The organism is Psychrobacter sp. van23A, from assembly GCF_030845275.1.
In the GTDB taxonomy this organism is placed as follows: domain Bacteria; phylum Pseudomonadota; class Gammaproteobacteria; order Pseudomonadales; family Moraxellaceae; genus Psychrobacter; species Psychrobacter faecalis.
Window position 1 is genome coordinate 218,335 of record NZ_CP132595.1, and the last position, 14,890, is coordinate 233,224.

The 14,890-nt window shown below is 43.8% G+C and carries 13 protein-coding genes and 2 tRNA genes; 11 read left to right on the plus strand and 4 right to left on the minus strand.

Annotation, left to right across the window (positions count from 1 at the left end; all coding sequences use genetic code 11):
- The first annotated feature begins 287 nt into the window (after positions 1–287).
- The 3 genes from RAH45_RS00950 to RAH45_RS00960 all read left to right on the plus strand — a co-directional run bounded on the left by RAH45_RS00950 (position 288) and on the right by RAH45_RS00960 (position 4,016).
- Positions 288–641, plus strand: coding sequence for a zinc ribbon domain-containing protein YjdM (locus RAH45_RS00950; protein ID WP_306495391.1), 354 nt, complete (start codon positions 288–290; stop codon positions 639–641).
- Positions 642–717: 76 nt separating this feature from the next.
- Complete coding sequence (gene hemL / locus RAH45_RS00955) at positions 718–2,019, plus strand: glutamate-1-semialdehyde 2,1-aminomutase (protein ID WP_306495392.1); 1,302 nt, start codon at positions 718–720, stop codon at positions 2,017–2,019.
- Positions 2,020–2,285: 266 nt separating this feature from the next.
- Positions 2,286–4,016: an AMP-binding protein gene (locus tag RAH45_RS00960; RefSeq protein ID WP_306495393.1), complete on the plus strand. Its 1,731-nt coding sequence runs from the start codon at positions 2,286–2,288 to the stop codon at positions 4,014–4,016.
- 99 nt (positions 4,017–4,115) lie between these two features.
- Here the strand turns inward: RAH45_RS00960 and RAH45_RS00965 are convergent, their stop codons facing one another.
- Complete coding sequence (locus RAH45_RS00965) at positions 4,116–4,541, minus strand: Mpo1-like protein (protein ID WP_306495394.1); 426 nt, start codon at positions 4,539–4,541, stop codon at positions 4,116–4,118.
- 434 nt (positions 4,542–4,975) lie between these two features.
- Between RAH45_RS00965 and ppx the strand changes: the two genes are divergently transcribed.
- The 5 genes from ppx (at position 4,976) to RAH45_RS00990 (ending at position 11,132) form a co-directional block, all read left to right on the plus strand.
- Positions 4,976–6,517 (plus strand): exopolyphosphatase, encoded by a 1,542-nt coding sequence (gene ppx, locus RAH45_RS00970; RefSeq protein ID WP_306495395.1) that lies wholly within the window; start codon positions 4,976–4,978, stop codon positions 6,515–6,517.
- Between the two features lie 281 nt (positions 6,518–6,798).
- Complete coding sequence (locus RAH45_RS00975) at positions 6,799–7,602, plus strand: acetyl-CoA carboxylase carboxyltransferase subunit alpha (protein ID WP_306495396.1); 804 nt, start codon at positions 6,799–6,801, stop codon at positions 7,600–7,602.
- Positions 7,603–7,777: 175 nt separating this feature from the next.
- Entirely contained in the window at positions 7,778–9,388 is a 1,611-nt protein-coding gene (tilS, locus tag RAH45_RS00980) for a tRNA lysidine(34) synthetase TilS (protein WP_306495397.1), read from the plus strand.
- A 168-nt stretch (positions 9,389–9,556) separates the two neighbouring features.
- Positions 9,557–10,390 carry a pyrroline-5-carboxylate reductase gene (gene proC / locus RAH45_RS00985; RefSeq protein ID WP_306495398.1) on the plus strand — a complete coding sequence of 278 codons (834 nt, stop codon included), beginning with the start codon at positions 9,557–9,559 and terminating at the stop codon, positions 10,388–10,390.
- A gap of 172 nt (positions 10,391–10,562) precedes the next feature.
- Entirely contained in the window at positions 10,563–11,132 is a 570-nt protein-coding gene (locus tag RAH45_RS00990) for a YggT family protein (protein ID WP_306495399.1), read from the plus strand.
- A gap of 103 nt (positions 11,133–11,235) precedes the next feature.
- On the opposite strand, the gene RAH45_RS00995 is transcribed toward RAH45_RS00990, so the two are convergent.
- A complete protein-coding gene (locus tag RAH45_RS00995) occupies positions 11,236–12,030 on the minus strand; it encodes a hydroxymethylpyrimidine/phosphomethylpyrimidine kinase (protein WP_306495400.1) in 795 nt (264 codons plus the stop codon).
- Between the two features lie 402 nt (positions 12,031–12,432).
- Between RAH45_RS00995 and RAH45_RS01000 the strand changes: the two genes are divergently transcribed.
- The 3 genes from RAH45_RS01000 (at position 12,433) to RAH45_RS01010 (ending at position 13,685) form a co-directional block, all read left to right on the plus strand.
- Positions 12,433–12,522 (plus strand) — tRNA-Ser (locus RAH45_RS01000).
- A 184-nt stretch (positions 12,523–12,706) separates the two neighbouring features.
- Positions 12,707–12,783, plus strand: a tRNA-Arg gene (locus tag RAH45_RS01005).
- 248 nt (positions 12,784–13,031) lie between these two features.
- Positions 13,032–13,685, plus strand: a complete 654-nt coding sequence (locus RAH45_RS01010) for an RDD family protein (RefSeq protein WP_198327999.1) — start codon at positions 13,032–13,034, stop codon at positions 13,683–13,685.
- Positions 13,686–13,758: 73 nt separating this feature from the next.
- Here the strand turns inward: RAH45_RS01010 and panD are convergent, their stop codons facing one another.
- Positions 13,759–14,139, minus strand: coding sequence for an aspartate 1-decarboxylase (panD, locus tag RAH45_RS01015; RefSeq protein ID WP_045443274.1), 381 nt, complete (start codon positions 14,137–14,139; stop codon positions 13,759–13,761).
- A 153-nt stretch (positions 14,140–14,292) separates the two neighbouring features.
- Complete coding sequence (gene pth, locus RAH45_RS01020; RefSeq protein WP_144296768.1) at positions 14,293–14,874, minus strand: aminoacyl-tRNA hydrolase; 582 nt, start codon at positions 14,872–14,874, stop codon at positions 14,293–14,295.
- Positions 14,875–14,890: the final 16 nt, after the last annotated feature.

Here is a 14,890-nt window from a genome sequence, read left to right on the forward strand (position 1 = left end):
TTAAAGTCGTTATAAAACTTACTGTTAAAATAATGCGAAAAAGTCGTTATTTAAGTTTTTACCATCTTTTTAGTACCTAAAGACAAATGGTGATCAAATCAAATTTGGTTACAGCAGAGTACCACAAAAAACCACGTGATAAAAAACGTCCACGTTAAGAGATAAGCGAATGTATCAATTAGTCACAGTTCTGTGTTTACAAGCGAAGCGATTGGTGAAAGCTGGCGAGTTACGGTACAATGTTAGCGTTAGAATACACTCAATTTATCACGGCTGACGAGGAAATTATGAGCTTACCCAATTGCCCAAAATGCGATGCTGAATATACGTACGAAGATGGTGCGTTACTGGTATGTCCGATGTGTGCTCATGAGTGGACCGCGGCTGAAACCGATGCGGCGCAGGCTGAAGCACAAGAGGCGGTCATTCGTGATGCGGTCGGTAACGAGCTGCAAGATGGCGATACCGTCACCGTGATTAAAGACTTAAAGGTCAAAGGTTCATCAACCATTATCAAAGTCGGCACCAAAGCAAAGGGGATTCGCCTATTGCCAGATGCGTCTGATGGTCATGATATCGACTGTAAACTCGATGGTTTTGGACCGATGAAGCTCAAATCGTCAGTGGTTAAAAAAGCTTAAGTTGTTGTTAATTAAGTGATTGTTAATTAAGCTATCGTTAATAAAATAACACCAAAAGAATAAGTAGAGACTAATTATGAGTACTAAAAATGAACAACTCTTTGCGCAAGCCCGCAAACATATTCCTGGCGGCGTAAACTCACCGGTTCGCGCCTTTGCTGGCGTTGGTGGTACGCCTATCTTTATGCACCGTGCTAACGGCAGCAAAATCTATGACACCGAAGACAATGCTTATATCGATTATGTCGGCTCTTGGGGCCCGATGATTCTGGGTCATGCGCATCCAAAAGTCATTGATGCCGTTAAAAAAGCCGCTGATGATGGCTTGAGCTTTGGTACGCCAACACCGTTTGAAACCACCGTGGCTGATAAGATTTGCGAAATCGTCCCAAGTGTTGAGATGATTCGCATGACAAGCTCGGGCACGGAAGCGACCATGAGCGCGATTCGTTTGGCGCGCGGCTTTACTGAGCGTGACAAAATCGTCAAATTTGAAGGCTGCTACCATGGTCATTCCGACAGCTTACTGGTAAAAGCGGGCTCAGGGATGCTAGATATTGGCGAACCGACCTCAAAAGGCGTGCCAGCGGACTTTGCCAAGCATACGATTACCATTCCTTATAATGACCCGCAAGCGATTAAAGAGTGCTTTGCAAAATGGGGTAGTGAGATTGCTTGCGTGATTGTCGAACCAATCGCCGGCAACATGAATATGGTCATTCCGACCCAAGAATTCCATGATACTTTGCGCGCAGAATGTACCGCCAATGGTGCGGTATTGATTTTTGATGAAGTGATGACCGGTTTTCGCGTTGGACTTGGCGGCGCGCAAGCGCATTTTGGCATTGACCCTGATTTGACCTGCTTTGGTAAAATTATCGGTGCTGGCTTACCCGTTGGTGCTTTCGGTGGTAAAAAAGAAGTGATGTCTTGTATCGCGCCACTTGGCGGCGTTTATCAAGCGGGTACGTTATCAGGTAACCCGCTGGCTATGCGCGCTGGTATCGCGATGTTTGAAGACTTAACCGTTGATGGTTTTTACGCCGAATTATCTGCGAAAGTAGACCAGCTTATTGATGGTATCCAAGCGGCGGCGGACAAGCATGGTATCAATCTGCGCACCAATAAACTGGGCGGCATGTTTGGGATGTTCTTTGTTAAAGACAAGGCGACAAACGTACCGCAAAACTTCGATGACGTCACCGAGTGCGATATGGATGTGTTTAATACCTTTTTTCATGGCATGTTAGAGCGCGGTATTTATCTTGCGCCATCTGCCTATGAAGCGGGCTTTATGTCGATCAAGCATAGTGATGCAGACATTGAAGCGTCTATTAACGCCGCTGATGAGATTTTTGCTGAAATGGCAAAAGCGTAAATCATTTGGTTAAAATTACTTGTCTAAAATTTAAAGTTTAATGTTCTTTAGAATTTATATCTGCAACATAAAAACCAGCAGGATTATCGTGCTGGTTTTTTTGTGCCTGCGCATTAATAAAACGAATTTTTAATAAATGGTGGAAGTTTTTTAGGCTTGAAAATAATCTATAACCTAAAAGTATCCTTGTTCTAGAACCTATAATACAACGTCTAAGTTGTGCTATTCTGAGAGCACCAATCACGTTTTAGCAAGGATGCAATTTGATGGATAATAGCTTTGAAAATAATGCGCCAAGTAGCCGTGTTCCGCCATTATGGCAGCGAGCTTACGAGCAATATGGCTTGGAAAATAATTTGGATGTGTTAAACGGTAAGGACAACCTGCTTGATTTATTACAACCAAAAATTGATCAGCACAGTAGCGCTATTGCTTTTAGCATGGGCGCTGCCACCTTAAATTTTGCTCAGTTAGATGTTGCAAGTCGCCGCTTTGCTGCTTTTTTACAAGCACAAAACATTCAAAAGGGCGACCGTGTTGCGGTGCAATTGCCAAATATATTGCAATATGCGGTGGTGCTGCTTGGTTGTCTGCGCGCAGGGGTAGTATTGGTAAATGTCAATCCGATGTATACCCAGTATGAGTTGGCCCATCAGCTGACAGACTCTCAAGCGTGTGGATTGGTGATTCTCGATGGTATGTCGGCAGCTTTCGATAAATTGGATGATGAGGTTAAAGCGCAACTGTCTTTAGTCGTACATTGTTCTATCAATCCGAGTGCTGAGCTTATCGATAATGATATTGCTATCCTTAACAGTATTCATTGTTCAACTGAAAATGACGGTGAAAATGAGCTTACAGTTGCAAAATCTCATCAAGAACGTTATGTGAGCTTTGCTCATATTATGCAAGCGTACCATGCAGATCAGTTTCAGCCACCGACCATCACGCGCGAAGACTTGGCGTTACTCCAGTATACGGGCGGCACAACGGGTAAGCCAAAAGGCGCGATGCTTACTCATTATAATTTGATGGCTAATATTTGCCAGTGTTATGCAATGTTTGGCAGCGTTGTCGAAGCAGGTCGCAGCGAGCAAATCAAGATACTTAACCCTTTACCGCTCTATCATATTTTCTCCTTCACGGTTTGTGGTTTACTGGGTATTTATGGCGGCTGGGAAGATATATTGATCACCAATCCGCGCGATATCGATGGCTTAGTAAATAGCATTGAACAGCATCAGCCGCATGTGATTCCTTCGGTCAATACGTTATTTAACGGCATGCTCCATCATCCAAAGTTTACCGAGCTTGATTTTAGTCGCTTGGCATTATCTATCGGTGGCGGCACCGCGATTATCAAAGCGGTATCTGACCGATGGCAGCGCGCTACAGGCATGATTATTAATGAAGGTTATGGCATGTCAGAAACGTCGCCGGTTATCTCTTTTAATCCACCAGGGATAGATAGCTTTAATGGTAGCGTCGGATTACCTTTAGCCATGATGGATATCAAAATCATTGATGAGCAAGGAGCCGCCTGTGCTGTTGGCGTGCCCGGCGAAGTGGGGATTAAAGGGCCACAAGTGATGCAGGGTTATTGGGGTTTGGATAATACAGAGACCTTTACCGATGATGGGTACTTTAAGTCCGGTGACATCGGCATGTTAGATGAAAATGGCTTTTTGACATTGATTGATCGTAAAAAGGATATGATTTTGGTTTCGGGTTTCAATGTATATCCAAATGAAGTGGAAGCGGCGCTGACGGAACATCCTAAAGTGCTCGAGGTGGCTGTCGTTGGCATTGAAGATGCGCACAGTGGCGAAGTGCCAAAAGCGTTTGTGGTTAAAAAAGATCCCAGCTTAACGGCTGAGGAATTGGCGGCGTTTGCCAAAGAGCGTTTGACCGGTTATAAGCGTCCGCAAGCTTACGATTTTATCGATGAGTTACCAAAAACCGCTGTAGGTAAAATACTTCGTAAGTCTTTACGCTAAATAGCTGCTAAATAATAGATTTTTGATAACGACATAAAAAACTGGGCTAGCGTCTTAAACTGGCCCAGTTTTTGTTTTTTCTGTTTATTATCAATAAATTTAACGCGCTTTATCGAACTTACGGTCTTTTAAGCTCAAATTACCGCGGAGCACATCGGTGAACATACGAATATCACCAGCAAAACTTTGTAATGGGTATTTAAAAGTAGCAGGTTTGTTTTTCTCAAAGAAAAAATGCCCGACCCACGCGCAAGCATATCCCGCAGCGATGCCTTTAAGCAGCGGTTTGGCTGAGCGATTTTTGACAGACTTTGCTAAGCCTAATAAGCCAAAGCTACTACCGGCGAAGTGCAAACGGCGGCACGCCATATTTTGATGTTCATTTAAATAAAAGTCATAAAATTGATGCTTGGCTGGGTCTGCTACCTTGATAATCTTGCCATTACTTTGTTTATTAATATGAGTATCGGCATTTTCAGTTTGGGCAGCTTTGTTTTGTGAGGTTTGGGTAGTGGCTTGATTCATGACTTTGCTTCCTTGCAAATTAGTTATTTTAAATCATCAATGAGTTATGAATGCTCAATCGCAAAATTGAGGGCTGCTTTATGTAATGGGCTTATATAACCAATGTTTATAATATAAGTAAGTGCTTGTTATCTATTACAATATACCGGCTAATTATGAGATTCTAACGCATTTTTAATGTAGCAAACCGATTGCATTAAAACAAGCGTTAGAGACTGACTTTAAGGTTCTGGTTTAATCACTATTTAGCCAGTATTTAATCGAGTTTTCTTAGATATTTGAATGTTTTTGCAAGCTGTGTTTAGTGATGGTAGCCGCTGACTTGCCAGCGTTTGGCATAAATGCTTTAATGGAAAAACTTGCTCATATTCTTTATTTTAAAAGCTTGAAGGCTTTTAAATACCACTTTATCTAATACGGTAACAATCTCGCTTATGCCCAAAGACTACCTAAAAAATCCACCACTTGCTGAAGATGAAATGATGGCCGCTATTGATATCGGCTCCAACAGTTTTCATCTGGCGATTGCGCGTCTCGACCACGGTGAAGTGCGAAAAGTGGTGTCTATGTCTGAAAAGGTGCAGCTCGCTGCCGGACTCGATGAGAATAATATCTTGGGCGCGGCGGCTGAAAAGCGCGGGCTTGAATGCTTAAGCCGCTTTGTGGCGCGTTTGGATTCGGTGCCGCCCGAGCGTCTTCGCGTGGTAGCAACCAACGCCCTACGCCAAGCAAAAAACGCCAATGACTTTATCAGCCGTGCCAATAAAATCCTGCCAAAACCGATTGAGATTATCGCTGGACGTGAAGAGGCGCGTTTGATTTATTTGGGCGTCTCGCATACCAATGCCAGTAGCGATAAGCGTTTGGTTATTGATATCGGCGGCGGTTCGACAGAGTTTATCATTGGTCAAGAGTTCGATCCGTTATTGACCGAAAGCTTGCAGATGGGCTGCGTCGCCTTTACCCAAAAGTATTTTGCGGACGGCCTGATTACCAAAGAAGCCTTTAATAATGCCATCTCAGCGGCGCGCAAAGAAGTGCTGGCGATTAATGGCCGTTACCAAAAAACCGGCTGGAGTAGTGTGGTTGGCTCAAGTGGCACCATTAAAGCGGTACGCAACGTCCTTGTGTCAAAAGGCTGGGCAGATGAACAAGAACGCATCACCTATAAAGGTGTTAAAAAGTTAGAAAAATTATTGCTTAAAATTGGCAACGTCGATGACATTGAATTAGAAGGCGTCAAAGAACACCGTAAAGCGGTTTTCCCAGCGGGCGTTGCGGTATTGCGAGCGGTGATGAAAGTGCTCGGCATTGAGACCATGGTGTATTCAGATGGCGCGCTGCGTGAAGGCGTTATGTACGATATGCTTGGACGTTTTGCTAGCGAAGATGTGCGTGACCGCAGTGTGCTTGCGCTGATTAAACGCTACTCTGGCGATAAAAAACAAGCCAAACAAGTGGTCAAAACCAGCCGCAGTTTATTTGAGCAAGTCAAAGAAAAGCTCGGACTTAGTACAGAAGATGGTGATTTACTTAGACGAGCAGCGTCATTACATGAAATCGGTTTAGCAATTGCGCATAGCGGCTATCATAAACACAGTGCTTATTTGGTTGAATACTCTGATATTCCAGGGTTTTCGCAGGTCGATCAAAAACGCATGGCGCAGCTGATGCTCAATCATCGCCGTAAGCTCAAAGCGGATATGTTAGAGCAGGCTTGTATAATCGGTGGCGATTCGCTGGTTTATCTGTGTTTGCTGCTACGTTTGGCGGTGCTTGCGCATCATAGCCGTAGCGAGCATGAATTACCAAAACTGGGTTTAAAAGTGATTGACAATAACCGCTGGCAAATTACCGTTGGTGAAAGTAGTGAGCACTATACTTTCTTATTGTCAGACTTGCATACGGAGATTGAGCAGTTTGCTAAATGGGGCGTAAAGCTGAGTGTTGTTGATGGAAGTATGGTTGAGGCATAAGGGCTGATTGCTCATACTGTTTCTTAATGCCGACTCTTAATACTGATTCTTAATACTGATTCTTAATGCGAAGCCGTTACTATTATAATAATGGTGCTACGGATTAACGTAACAAAAGCGGCGTTGTCAGTAATGCCATGCGATTTAAGATGTGCTACTATAGCTTCTATTGAGTTTACAACTGTACTTTCATTATTTGAGAGTCGATAATAACAGTATTAACTAACACAGCCATTATTAACCATCACCATATTATATAGAATTATGAAAGGGAAGCGTCTATGAGTACCGTCTGGGATAGCGTTCAGCTTGCACGGCATGCCAAACGTCCATTATTTATGGACTATGTCAATCAGCTGTTTACCGAATTTGATCAATTACATGGCGACCGTGCTTATGCAGATGACAAGGCTATTCTTGGTGGTCTTGCGCGCCTAGATGGTCAGCCTGTAATGGTGATTGGTCAGCATCGTGGTCGTAGCACGCGTGAGCGTATCGCACATAATTTTGGCATGGCAAACCCCGAGGGTTATCGCAAAGTCATTCGTTTGGTCAAAATGGCTGAGCGCTTTAATATTCCGGTGATGACCTTTGTCGATACCCAAGGTGCCTACCCCGGAATCGGTGCTGAAGAGCGCGGCCAAGCGCAAGCCATTGCTGAAAGTATCGCCGTGTTCTCTAGCCTTAAAGTACCTGTTATCGTCACTATTATTGGTGAAGGCGGCTCAGGTGGCGCATTGGCAATTGGCGTTGGCGACAAAGTAAATATGCTCCAAAACAGTATTTATTCAGTCATTTCTCCTGAAGGCTGTGCGTCTATTCTGTGGAAAACTGCGGAAAAAGCCCAAGATGCCAGTGAAGCATTAAAACTGAATGCCATTAACCTTTATCAAATGGGCCTAATTGACGCAGTTATCGATGAAGGCGAGGGTGCTCATCTTCAGCCGCAGCCAGTCATGACGGCACTAAAAGCATTAATTGTTGAGCAATTAGGTGAGCTTAAAGATATGGATGCGGATGAGCGCTGCGAGCTGCGTTATGAGAAATTGAAGTCCTTTAACTCAGAAGTGATGTTGCCTTGCTAAGCATTTATATGAAAGTATATTGCTAAGTTACTTAGACTTAGCTTTTAACGATATCGCTTTACGCTTAATGTTAAAATAAAAACGTGTCATTTTATGGCGCGTTTTTTTGTGCCGACTTGTTTATGTTTTAATTGATTGATACGTAAATAAAACCACCAAGTAAATAAGAACGATTATGACCAGTAGCGCAATCCTTCCACACCCCATTGAACCAATTGCAGAACTGCCTATCGATGCTGTTCTAGCAGAGGCATTGTTAAAAAGTCTAGCTGAATATGGCGAGCAACTACATGGTCGGCGAGTTTGGCTGGCGTGTAGCGGGGGGCGTGATTCGTTGGCATTAGCAGCACTTTGCGTACAGCTCTATCAGCAGGGGGAATTGCCATTTTTACCACAATTGCTGCATGTGAATCATAATCTGCAAGCGGCTAGTGGCGCTTGGGCACAGCACGTTGCTAATTGGGCGAAGGCGCAAAATATACCTTGTCGGATTTTACAGGCGCAGGTCAATGGTCGAGATGAACAAGCCGCACGGCAAGCTCGTTATGATGCGATGCGAAGGCAGCTTAATCAAAATGATGTTTTATTATTAGCCCATCATGCCGATGACCAAGCGGAAACGGTTTTAATGCGCCTGATTCAAGGCGCTGGGGTAAATGGTCTATCAGGTATGCAGCCGTGGCGCATTCAAACGCAGGGCACACTTCGCATAGTATTATGGCGACCGTGGCTGACTATCAAACGCGCCACTATCAGCGCCTATACTCAGCGTTTAAAGCTGCCATATATCGACGATCCAACCAACGATGCTGGTGATAATGTGCGTAGCGGCCTACGTCGAGACATCATGCCGATATTGGCGAGCTATAACTCCAACGTTATTGATAATATTGCCCGTAGCGCGCAGTTATTAAGTGACGCGCAATTAATAATCAATGCCCAAGCAAGCGAGGATTTGCAGCACACAGAGGTTGCCTCATTACAGCTGCCGCCTGCCCAGCGCGTGCTAAATATAGATAAATTGCAAAAACTACCGATTTATCGTCAGCGACAATTATTGCATCATTGGCTTGGTCAAGATGAGCCATTACCGACAGCCAAACAGCTCGTTGATGATGTGTTAAGCCTAAGCCAACGTGATGATAATGACCATCAAACGGCGCTATTTTGGCAAGGTCGCAAGCAGTCGTATACTGTTCGCCGTTATCGTCAACAGCTTTATCGTTTAAGTAGTGATTGGCTCAAGTGGTTAGAGTTGCCGCTTGCCAAGCAGACTCAAACCTTATTTAATTTTACTGAGTCTAATCTTATTAAGGCTGATGTTCAGGCAACTGGCAGACAACCTGTTGCAATTAATTTACGTAATGAGGATAAATTTGCTTGGCAATTAAAAGTTTTGCCAAATGAAGTAATTCAGCTATTAGAAAGCTATAACGTAGAAAGCGATACAGATAAGCTTAAGATTACCTTTGCGCCATTAGAGCGCAATCAGCGTGTGCAAACTGCATTAGCATCACGTTCACAAGCGGGCAAAAAGCTCTATCAAACTTTAGGTATTCCATCATGGCTGCGTGAGAGTTTGGTAGTAGTGAGCGTTACTTTTATGAATAAAGAAAGTAGTAAAAATGAGCCTTTAGAGAACGATTGCCCGATAGAACTGCCTATTTTATTATTATCACCTTTTGAAAGCTGGGCGTTGAATGCTGAGCAGGCGAATATTAGTGTAGATGTAAAACAGCTTGTCGCATTTATCAACAGCCATTTAACTCTGCATAAAACCTGTTAAATAATAAATATGGTGCGTTCTATAGTGATAATTACTTAAACAGCAACGCCATTACTGAGTCTTTCAATTTATCAAACGACGCCAGTAGCAGTATGGTAAACTGAGTGTCATTTTACCTATCATTATGTTAGTTTGAGTGCCTTTGCATTTTTTGAATAGGAGACACGTATGTCAGTATTAGATAATAAAAAAATCAGCTTTATCGGTGGCGGTAATATGGCGCAGGCTTTGATTAGTGGACTTATCAGCTGCGGCGTCAAACCGAGTCTGATTACCGTTGCTGATCCGAGTAGTGAAGCGCGCGAGCAATTGGCTGCTAAAGGATTGAATACGGTTGATCCAACGGCCGATGCAAAAGCGGCGGTTATCGGTGCTGACATCGTGGTATTGGCGGTAAAGCCGCAAGTCATGAAAGCTGTGGTCAGTGGTTTTGCTGACGTTTTAGACACGCAGCTGGTGATTTCAGTGGCAGCAGGTTTGTCGACTGAGCTGTTATTAAATATGCTCGGCGGCTATAGCAATATTGTTCGTGCGATGCCAAATACGCCGGCGATGATTCAAATGGGCGCGACTGGTCTGTACGGTACGGATGATATTTCTGCCGAACAAAAACAATTGGCAACCGCAGTGATGGAAGCCTCAGGTCTGGTCATGTGGGTCGATAATGAAGAGCACATGCATGCGGTCACCGCCGTATCAGGCTCAGCGCCCGCTTATATGTTTTACTTTATCGAAGCAATGGTCGATGGCGGAGTCGCGTTAGGATTGGATAAAGAGCAAGCTTCAGCGCTAGCGATGCAAACCATGCTTGGCGCGGCAAAAATGGCGCTGGGTAGTGAAGATGCACCAAGCGAGCTACGCCGTAAAGTCACTTCACCAAATGGTACCACCCAAGCAGCTATCGAGTCCATGCAGGCCAATGACATCAGCCGTCAAATCGTTGAAGCCATGCAAGCTTGCGCCGATCGTAGCCAAGCGCTAAGCGAAGAGATGAGTAAATAAAATAGTACTAAATAGCTAGTACGCTATTGATAGGGCATGTCGCGGTTGATGAGCTGCCTTATTAATAATTATAAGAACTTAAAGTCATAAAAAACTTAAAGTCATAAAAATGCCTGATAATGACATTCGTCATCCTAAATCCCGTTAATAATGTCACCTTGAGTAGCACTTCATGAACAACCTGTTATTGCAAATTTTTGATTTGGTCACCACCTTCGCCATGATGTTGGTATTTATCCGTTTTATGCTGCAGTTTGCAGGGATGGATGCCAGCAACCCTATGATTGCGCCTGCTTATAGAGCCACCCATATCGTTGATGTATTTGGGCGTATTTTCCCCACTGTCGGCCAAGGTCGTATCAGTATTGCTGCCATTGTCTTGATGTTTTTAATTCGCCTGATTGATATCTCTGGCAAGGCGGCATTGACCCATAAAGGTATCGCGCCTGTGCCGCTATTTTTTACTGGTACTATCAGCTTGATATTAGACTTTTTACGCATGTGTCGCTATCTGGTCATCGGTTCTATCATTGTCAGCTGGATTGTGGTGTTTACCCAGTCTCAGCATCCGATTATTGGTATTATTATTATGTTGGCTGAGCCAATTTTAGCGCCGTTTCGTCGTATCACGCCAAACTTGGGTATGATTGATTTATCGCCAATGATTGCCTTTTTTGCCTTTTATCTGCTTGAAATCTTTATTGGCGGTTTGGCATCAAATTTTATGCCGATGTTGGGTTAGGCTGGCCTAATAAAATTTAAAAAACTAGCGATTCTATAAAAGATACAAAAGGCGCTCTATATTTTATAGAGCGCCTTTCTTTATTTACCATCTATAGATTGTTCTAAAATTCTACAAAGCGATTGGGTATCAATTGAGCGTTGGCATTATTAGGGTGCGGCGCATCAGCGGCACGCAGCGTTTGGGTAATCCAACTATCTGCCGCTTTTACCGCATCGATAAGCGCGTCACCCATCGCCAAACGTCCAGCGATAAAGCTCGCTAATGAGCAACCAGAACCGTGAAATTCACCCTTTAGGCGCGGTAAAACGCTTTTATGCACCATCTCGCCTTTAATATAGAGATACTGCTTGATATCACCGCTGGTAAAGTCGTGTGAAGTTTTGACCAATACCGCTTGAGTGCCTTGGGCGCATAGTTTTTGCGCACCAATATGCAAATCTTGCTCGCCGCTTAAGGCGCGTAGCTCATGCGTATTTGGGGTGATTAAGGTCGCATAGGGCAGTAGTTTTCTAAACGCCGTTACCAAGGTTTGTTCATCGCCCAAGCTGCCACCGCTATTGGCAACCAATACCGGGTCGAGGACAAATGGCGTGTCACATGCGATAACCTGTTCGGCAAATAAACGCGTCAGCATGGCGATATTGTCAGTGGTACCAAGCATACCTGACTTAATCACGCGCACAGGCAAATCATCGAGCACGGTGGTCGCCTGCGCTGCTACCAAGTCGGCCGCACAAGCCTCAAAACCAAATACTTGCTGCGAGTTTTGAATGGTGATCGCCGTACAAGCGATAGCGGCATGGGCACCTGCTTGACCGACTGCCTCGATATCCGCTTGTAATCCAGCACCACCTGACGGATCCAATCCTGAAAAACACAGTACTACCGGTCGCATAACCCTTCCTTTTATTTATCCTATAATGAATGATAAATACTATAGCCATCCATTGCCCAAAAAGCCATAGCCAGCAGATTTTGGTAAATATAATCAGTGGAAAGTAATATCAATATATCAGCAATGCCGTAGCGATTTTGGGATATTTTGACTATAAGTAATAAAACCTAAAAACTCGGAAACTCACCGCTAAATGAGATATTCCTTATGACTAGAGAATGATAAAACCATTTAAATTAACAATTATGACAAAAGCGGCATTAAATCTGTAGACAAGGCTTGCAATTCGTTTCGGCTTTGTTATAATACTCGCCCACGGCATAAGACGTATCATTAGCATCGATACTATGTTTAGAGAAATGGTTTTTATAAAAATATTTTGATAAGTGTCTTAAATCGTTCGGTGAAGTGGGTGAGTGGCTGAAACCAGTTCCCTGCTAAGGAACCATACGTGTAAGCGTATCGAGGGTTCGAATCCCTCCTTCACCGCCATTTATTCAGTTGTTATAAAGAGTAATGACGCAAAAATAGCGTTAATAATTTTTTAGTTTAGCATTCAAAAATAATTTGAATTTAATTAAAAAATAAGTTGACACAAGCGAGATTATCTATATAATAACCAACCTAATTTACTGCAATTGTTTTTGAATAATTCAGTAGATAATGTGCAAAGTACGCGCTTGTAGCTCAGTTGGATAGAGCACTTGGCTACGAACTAAGGGGTCGGGAGTTCGAATCTCTCCAAGCGCACCATTTGCATACTAGCTTACTTGTTTATTTAACTATTAAGCTAAAACTAAATTAATCGCCTGTCTTATGACAATTTGGCGATTTTTTTATGTCTGTCGTTTTTATAGCAGTACAATCTTACCTTGTTATTTTTTCCTAAATTCAAATCTCCTGTCTTTATAGCAAAAGTCTTGTCTTATCATAAGGTACGCTAAGTGCCTGAATTACGGTACAATGAGCGCTCTATTTTTCGCTTGTTATGGGCTGGTATCATGTCAAAATCGTCACCAAAAGCTGCTACTAAAGCAAAATCGCCACGCAACAACTCAGCGCATCAAGACTCCGTTGCCGAAGAGGCAGTGATTGCCAAGCCAGGCACGCGTATGGCGGCCATCCTTTATGATGGTATGTTGATTTTGGCACTACTGTTTTTGGTTGGTACGGTGCTGACAGTAATTGGTACGCTATTGACGATGGAGACGGGCACGCAGTCACAGCAAGCCAGATCGCTACCGACATGGTATCAAAACTTTATTATGACCCCTTCGTTTATCCTGACGCTGGTGGGCTTCTACGGGCTATTTTGGCGCCGCGGTGGGCAAACACTAGGTATGCAAACGTGGCGCTTAAAAACGGTCAATAATGATGGTGACCTGCTTACGTGGGGGCAGTCGTTCAAACGTATCTTGGCGGCGAGCCTGATGCCGCTGATATTTGGACTCATCGGTAGTGTCATCGGTGGTTCACGCGCTATCTTATTGACCAGTGCTTTTTTGGGCTTTGTTTTCAACTATGCCTTTTGTCTGTTTAATCGTCGCGGTTTGGCAATACAAGACATGCTATCAAATACCATCACTTTAAAAATGCCGAAAACAGAAAATGAAGGGCTATGGCGGGTGATTAGAAACCGTAAGCAGGATAAATAAATAGCATAAAAAAAGCTGAATCTTAATCAGATTCAACTTTTTTATTGATCACTTAAATAGCAGTCATGGATAATTAAGCCACTTGTACCGGAATGATATTGGCAGTGTCTTTCACGGTATTGTCTTCGTTGCAATACACCAGTTTTGGCTGATAGGTAGCGGCTTCTACTTCATCAAAATGGGCATAAGCACAAATGATGACGATATCGCCCAGGTCTGCCATATGCGCGGCGGCACCGTTTAACGAGATAATGCCAGAGCCCGCTTCAGCGCGAATCGCATAGGTGCGAAAACGCTTGCCATTGGTGACATTGTAGATATCGATAGATTCGTTTTCACGCAGACCAGCGAGGTCTAGTAGGTCACCATCGATACCGCATGAGCCTTCGTAGTGCAGTTCAGCATGGGTAACACGGGCGCGATGTAATTTGCACTTGAGCATATTAAGTAGCATAGGTTGCTTCCTTAGGGTAACTGATATAAATGAACCAAATCAAAAACTTAATGGGGACAGGGTAAGTAGAATAAAAGTTATTTGCCTAAAAGTCACGGCTAAATTTACGCTTTGGCGATTTAAATGACTTAAATGTTTGCCATCAACGGCAGATTATTCTGGTAATTTAAAGCCATTAATCTGCGAGCGCGCTTTTTCAATATCACCATCTAATAATAACGGTAAGGCGTCAAAAGCAGCACTTAACGCGCTATCGATAGCCATTTGCTCATCAGGCGCCGCTTTCGATAATACGTGACCGCTGACTTTAGACTTGTGACCCGGATGACCGATACCGATACGCAGGCGATGAAAGTCGTTGCCAATGTGCGGGGTGATATCACGCAGACCATTATGACCACCGTGTCCGCCGTTGGTTTTGAGCTTGATACTGCCAGCGGGTATATCGAGCTCATCATGGGCAATCAGCAGCTCATTATTGTTAATACCATAAAAATTGACCATCGGCACCACCGATTGACCAGATTTATTCATAAAAGTCAGAGGCATGAGCAGGCGCACATCGTGACCATGAATTTGCCCGCGTCCCGTCACCCCGTGGAATTTTTTGTCAGGGGCGAGGGCAATATTAAACTGCTGCGCCAAATGATGGACGAACCAAAACCCGGCATTATGACGCGTAAACATATACTGCTGACCAGGATTACCAAGACCGACAATAAGCTTTATGGCCATAAAAACACCCTGCTTA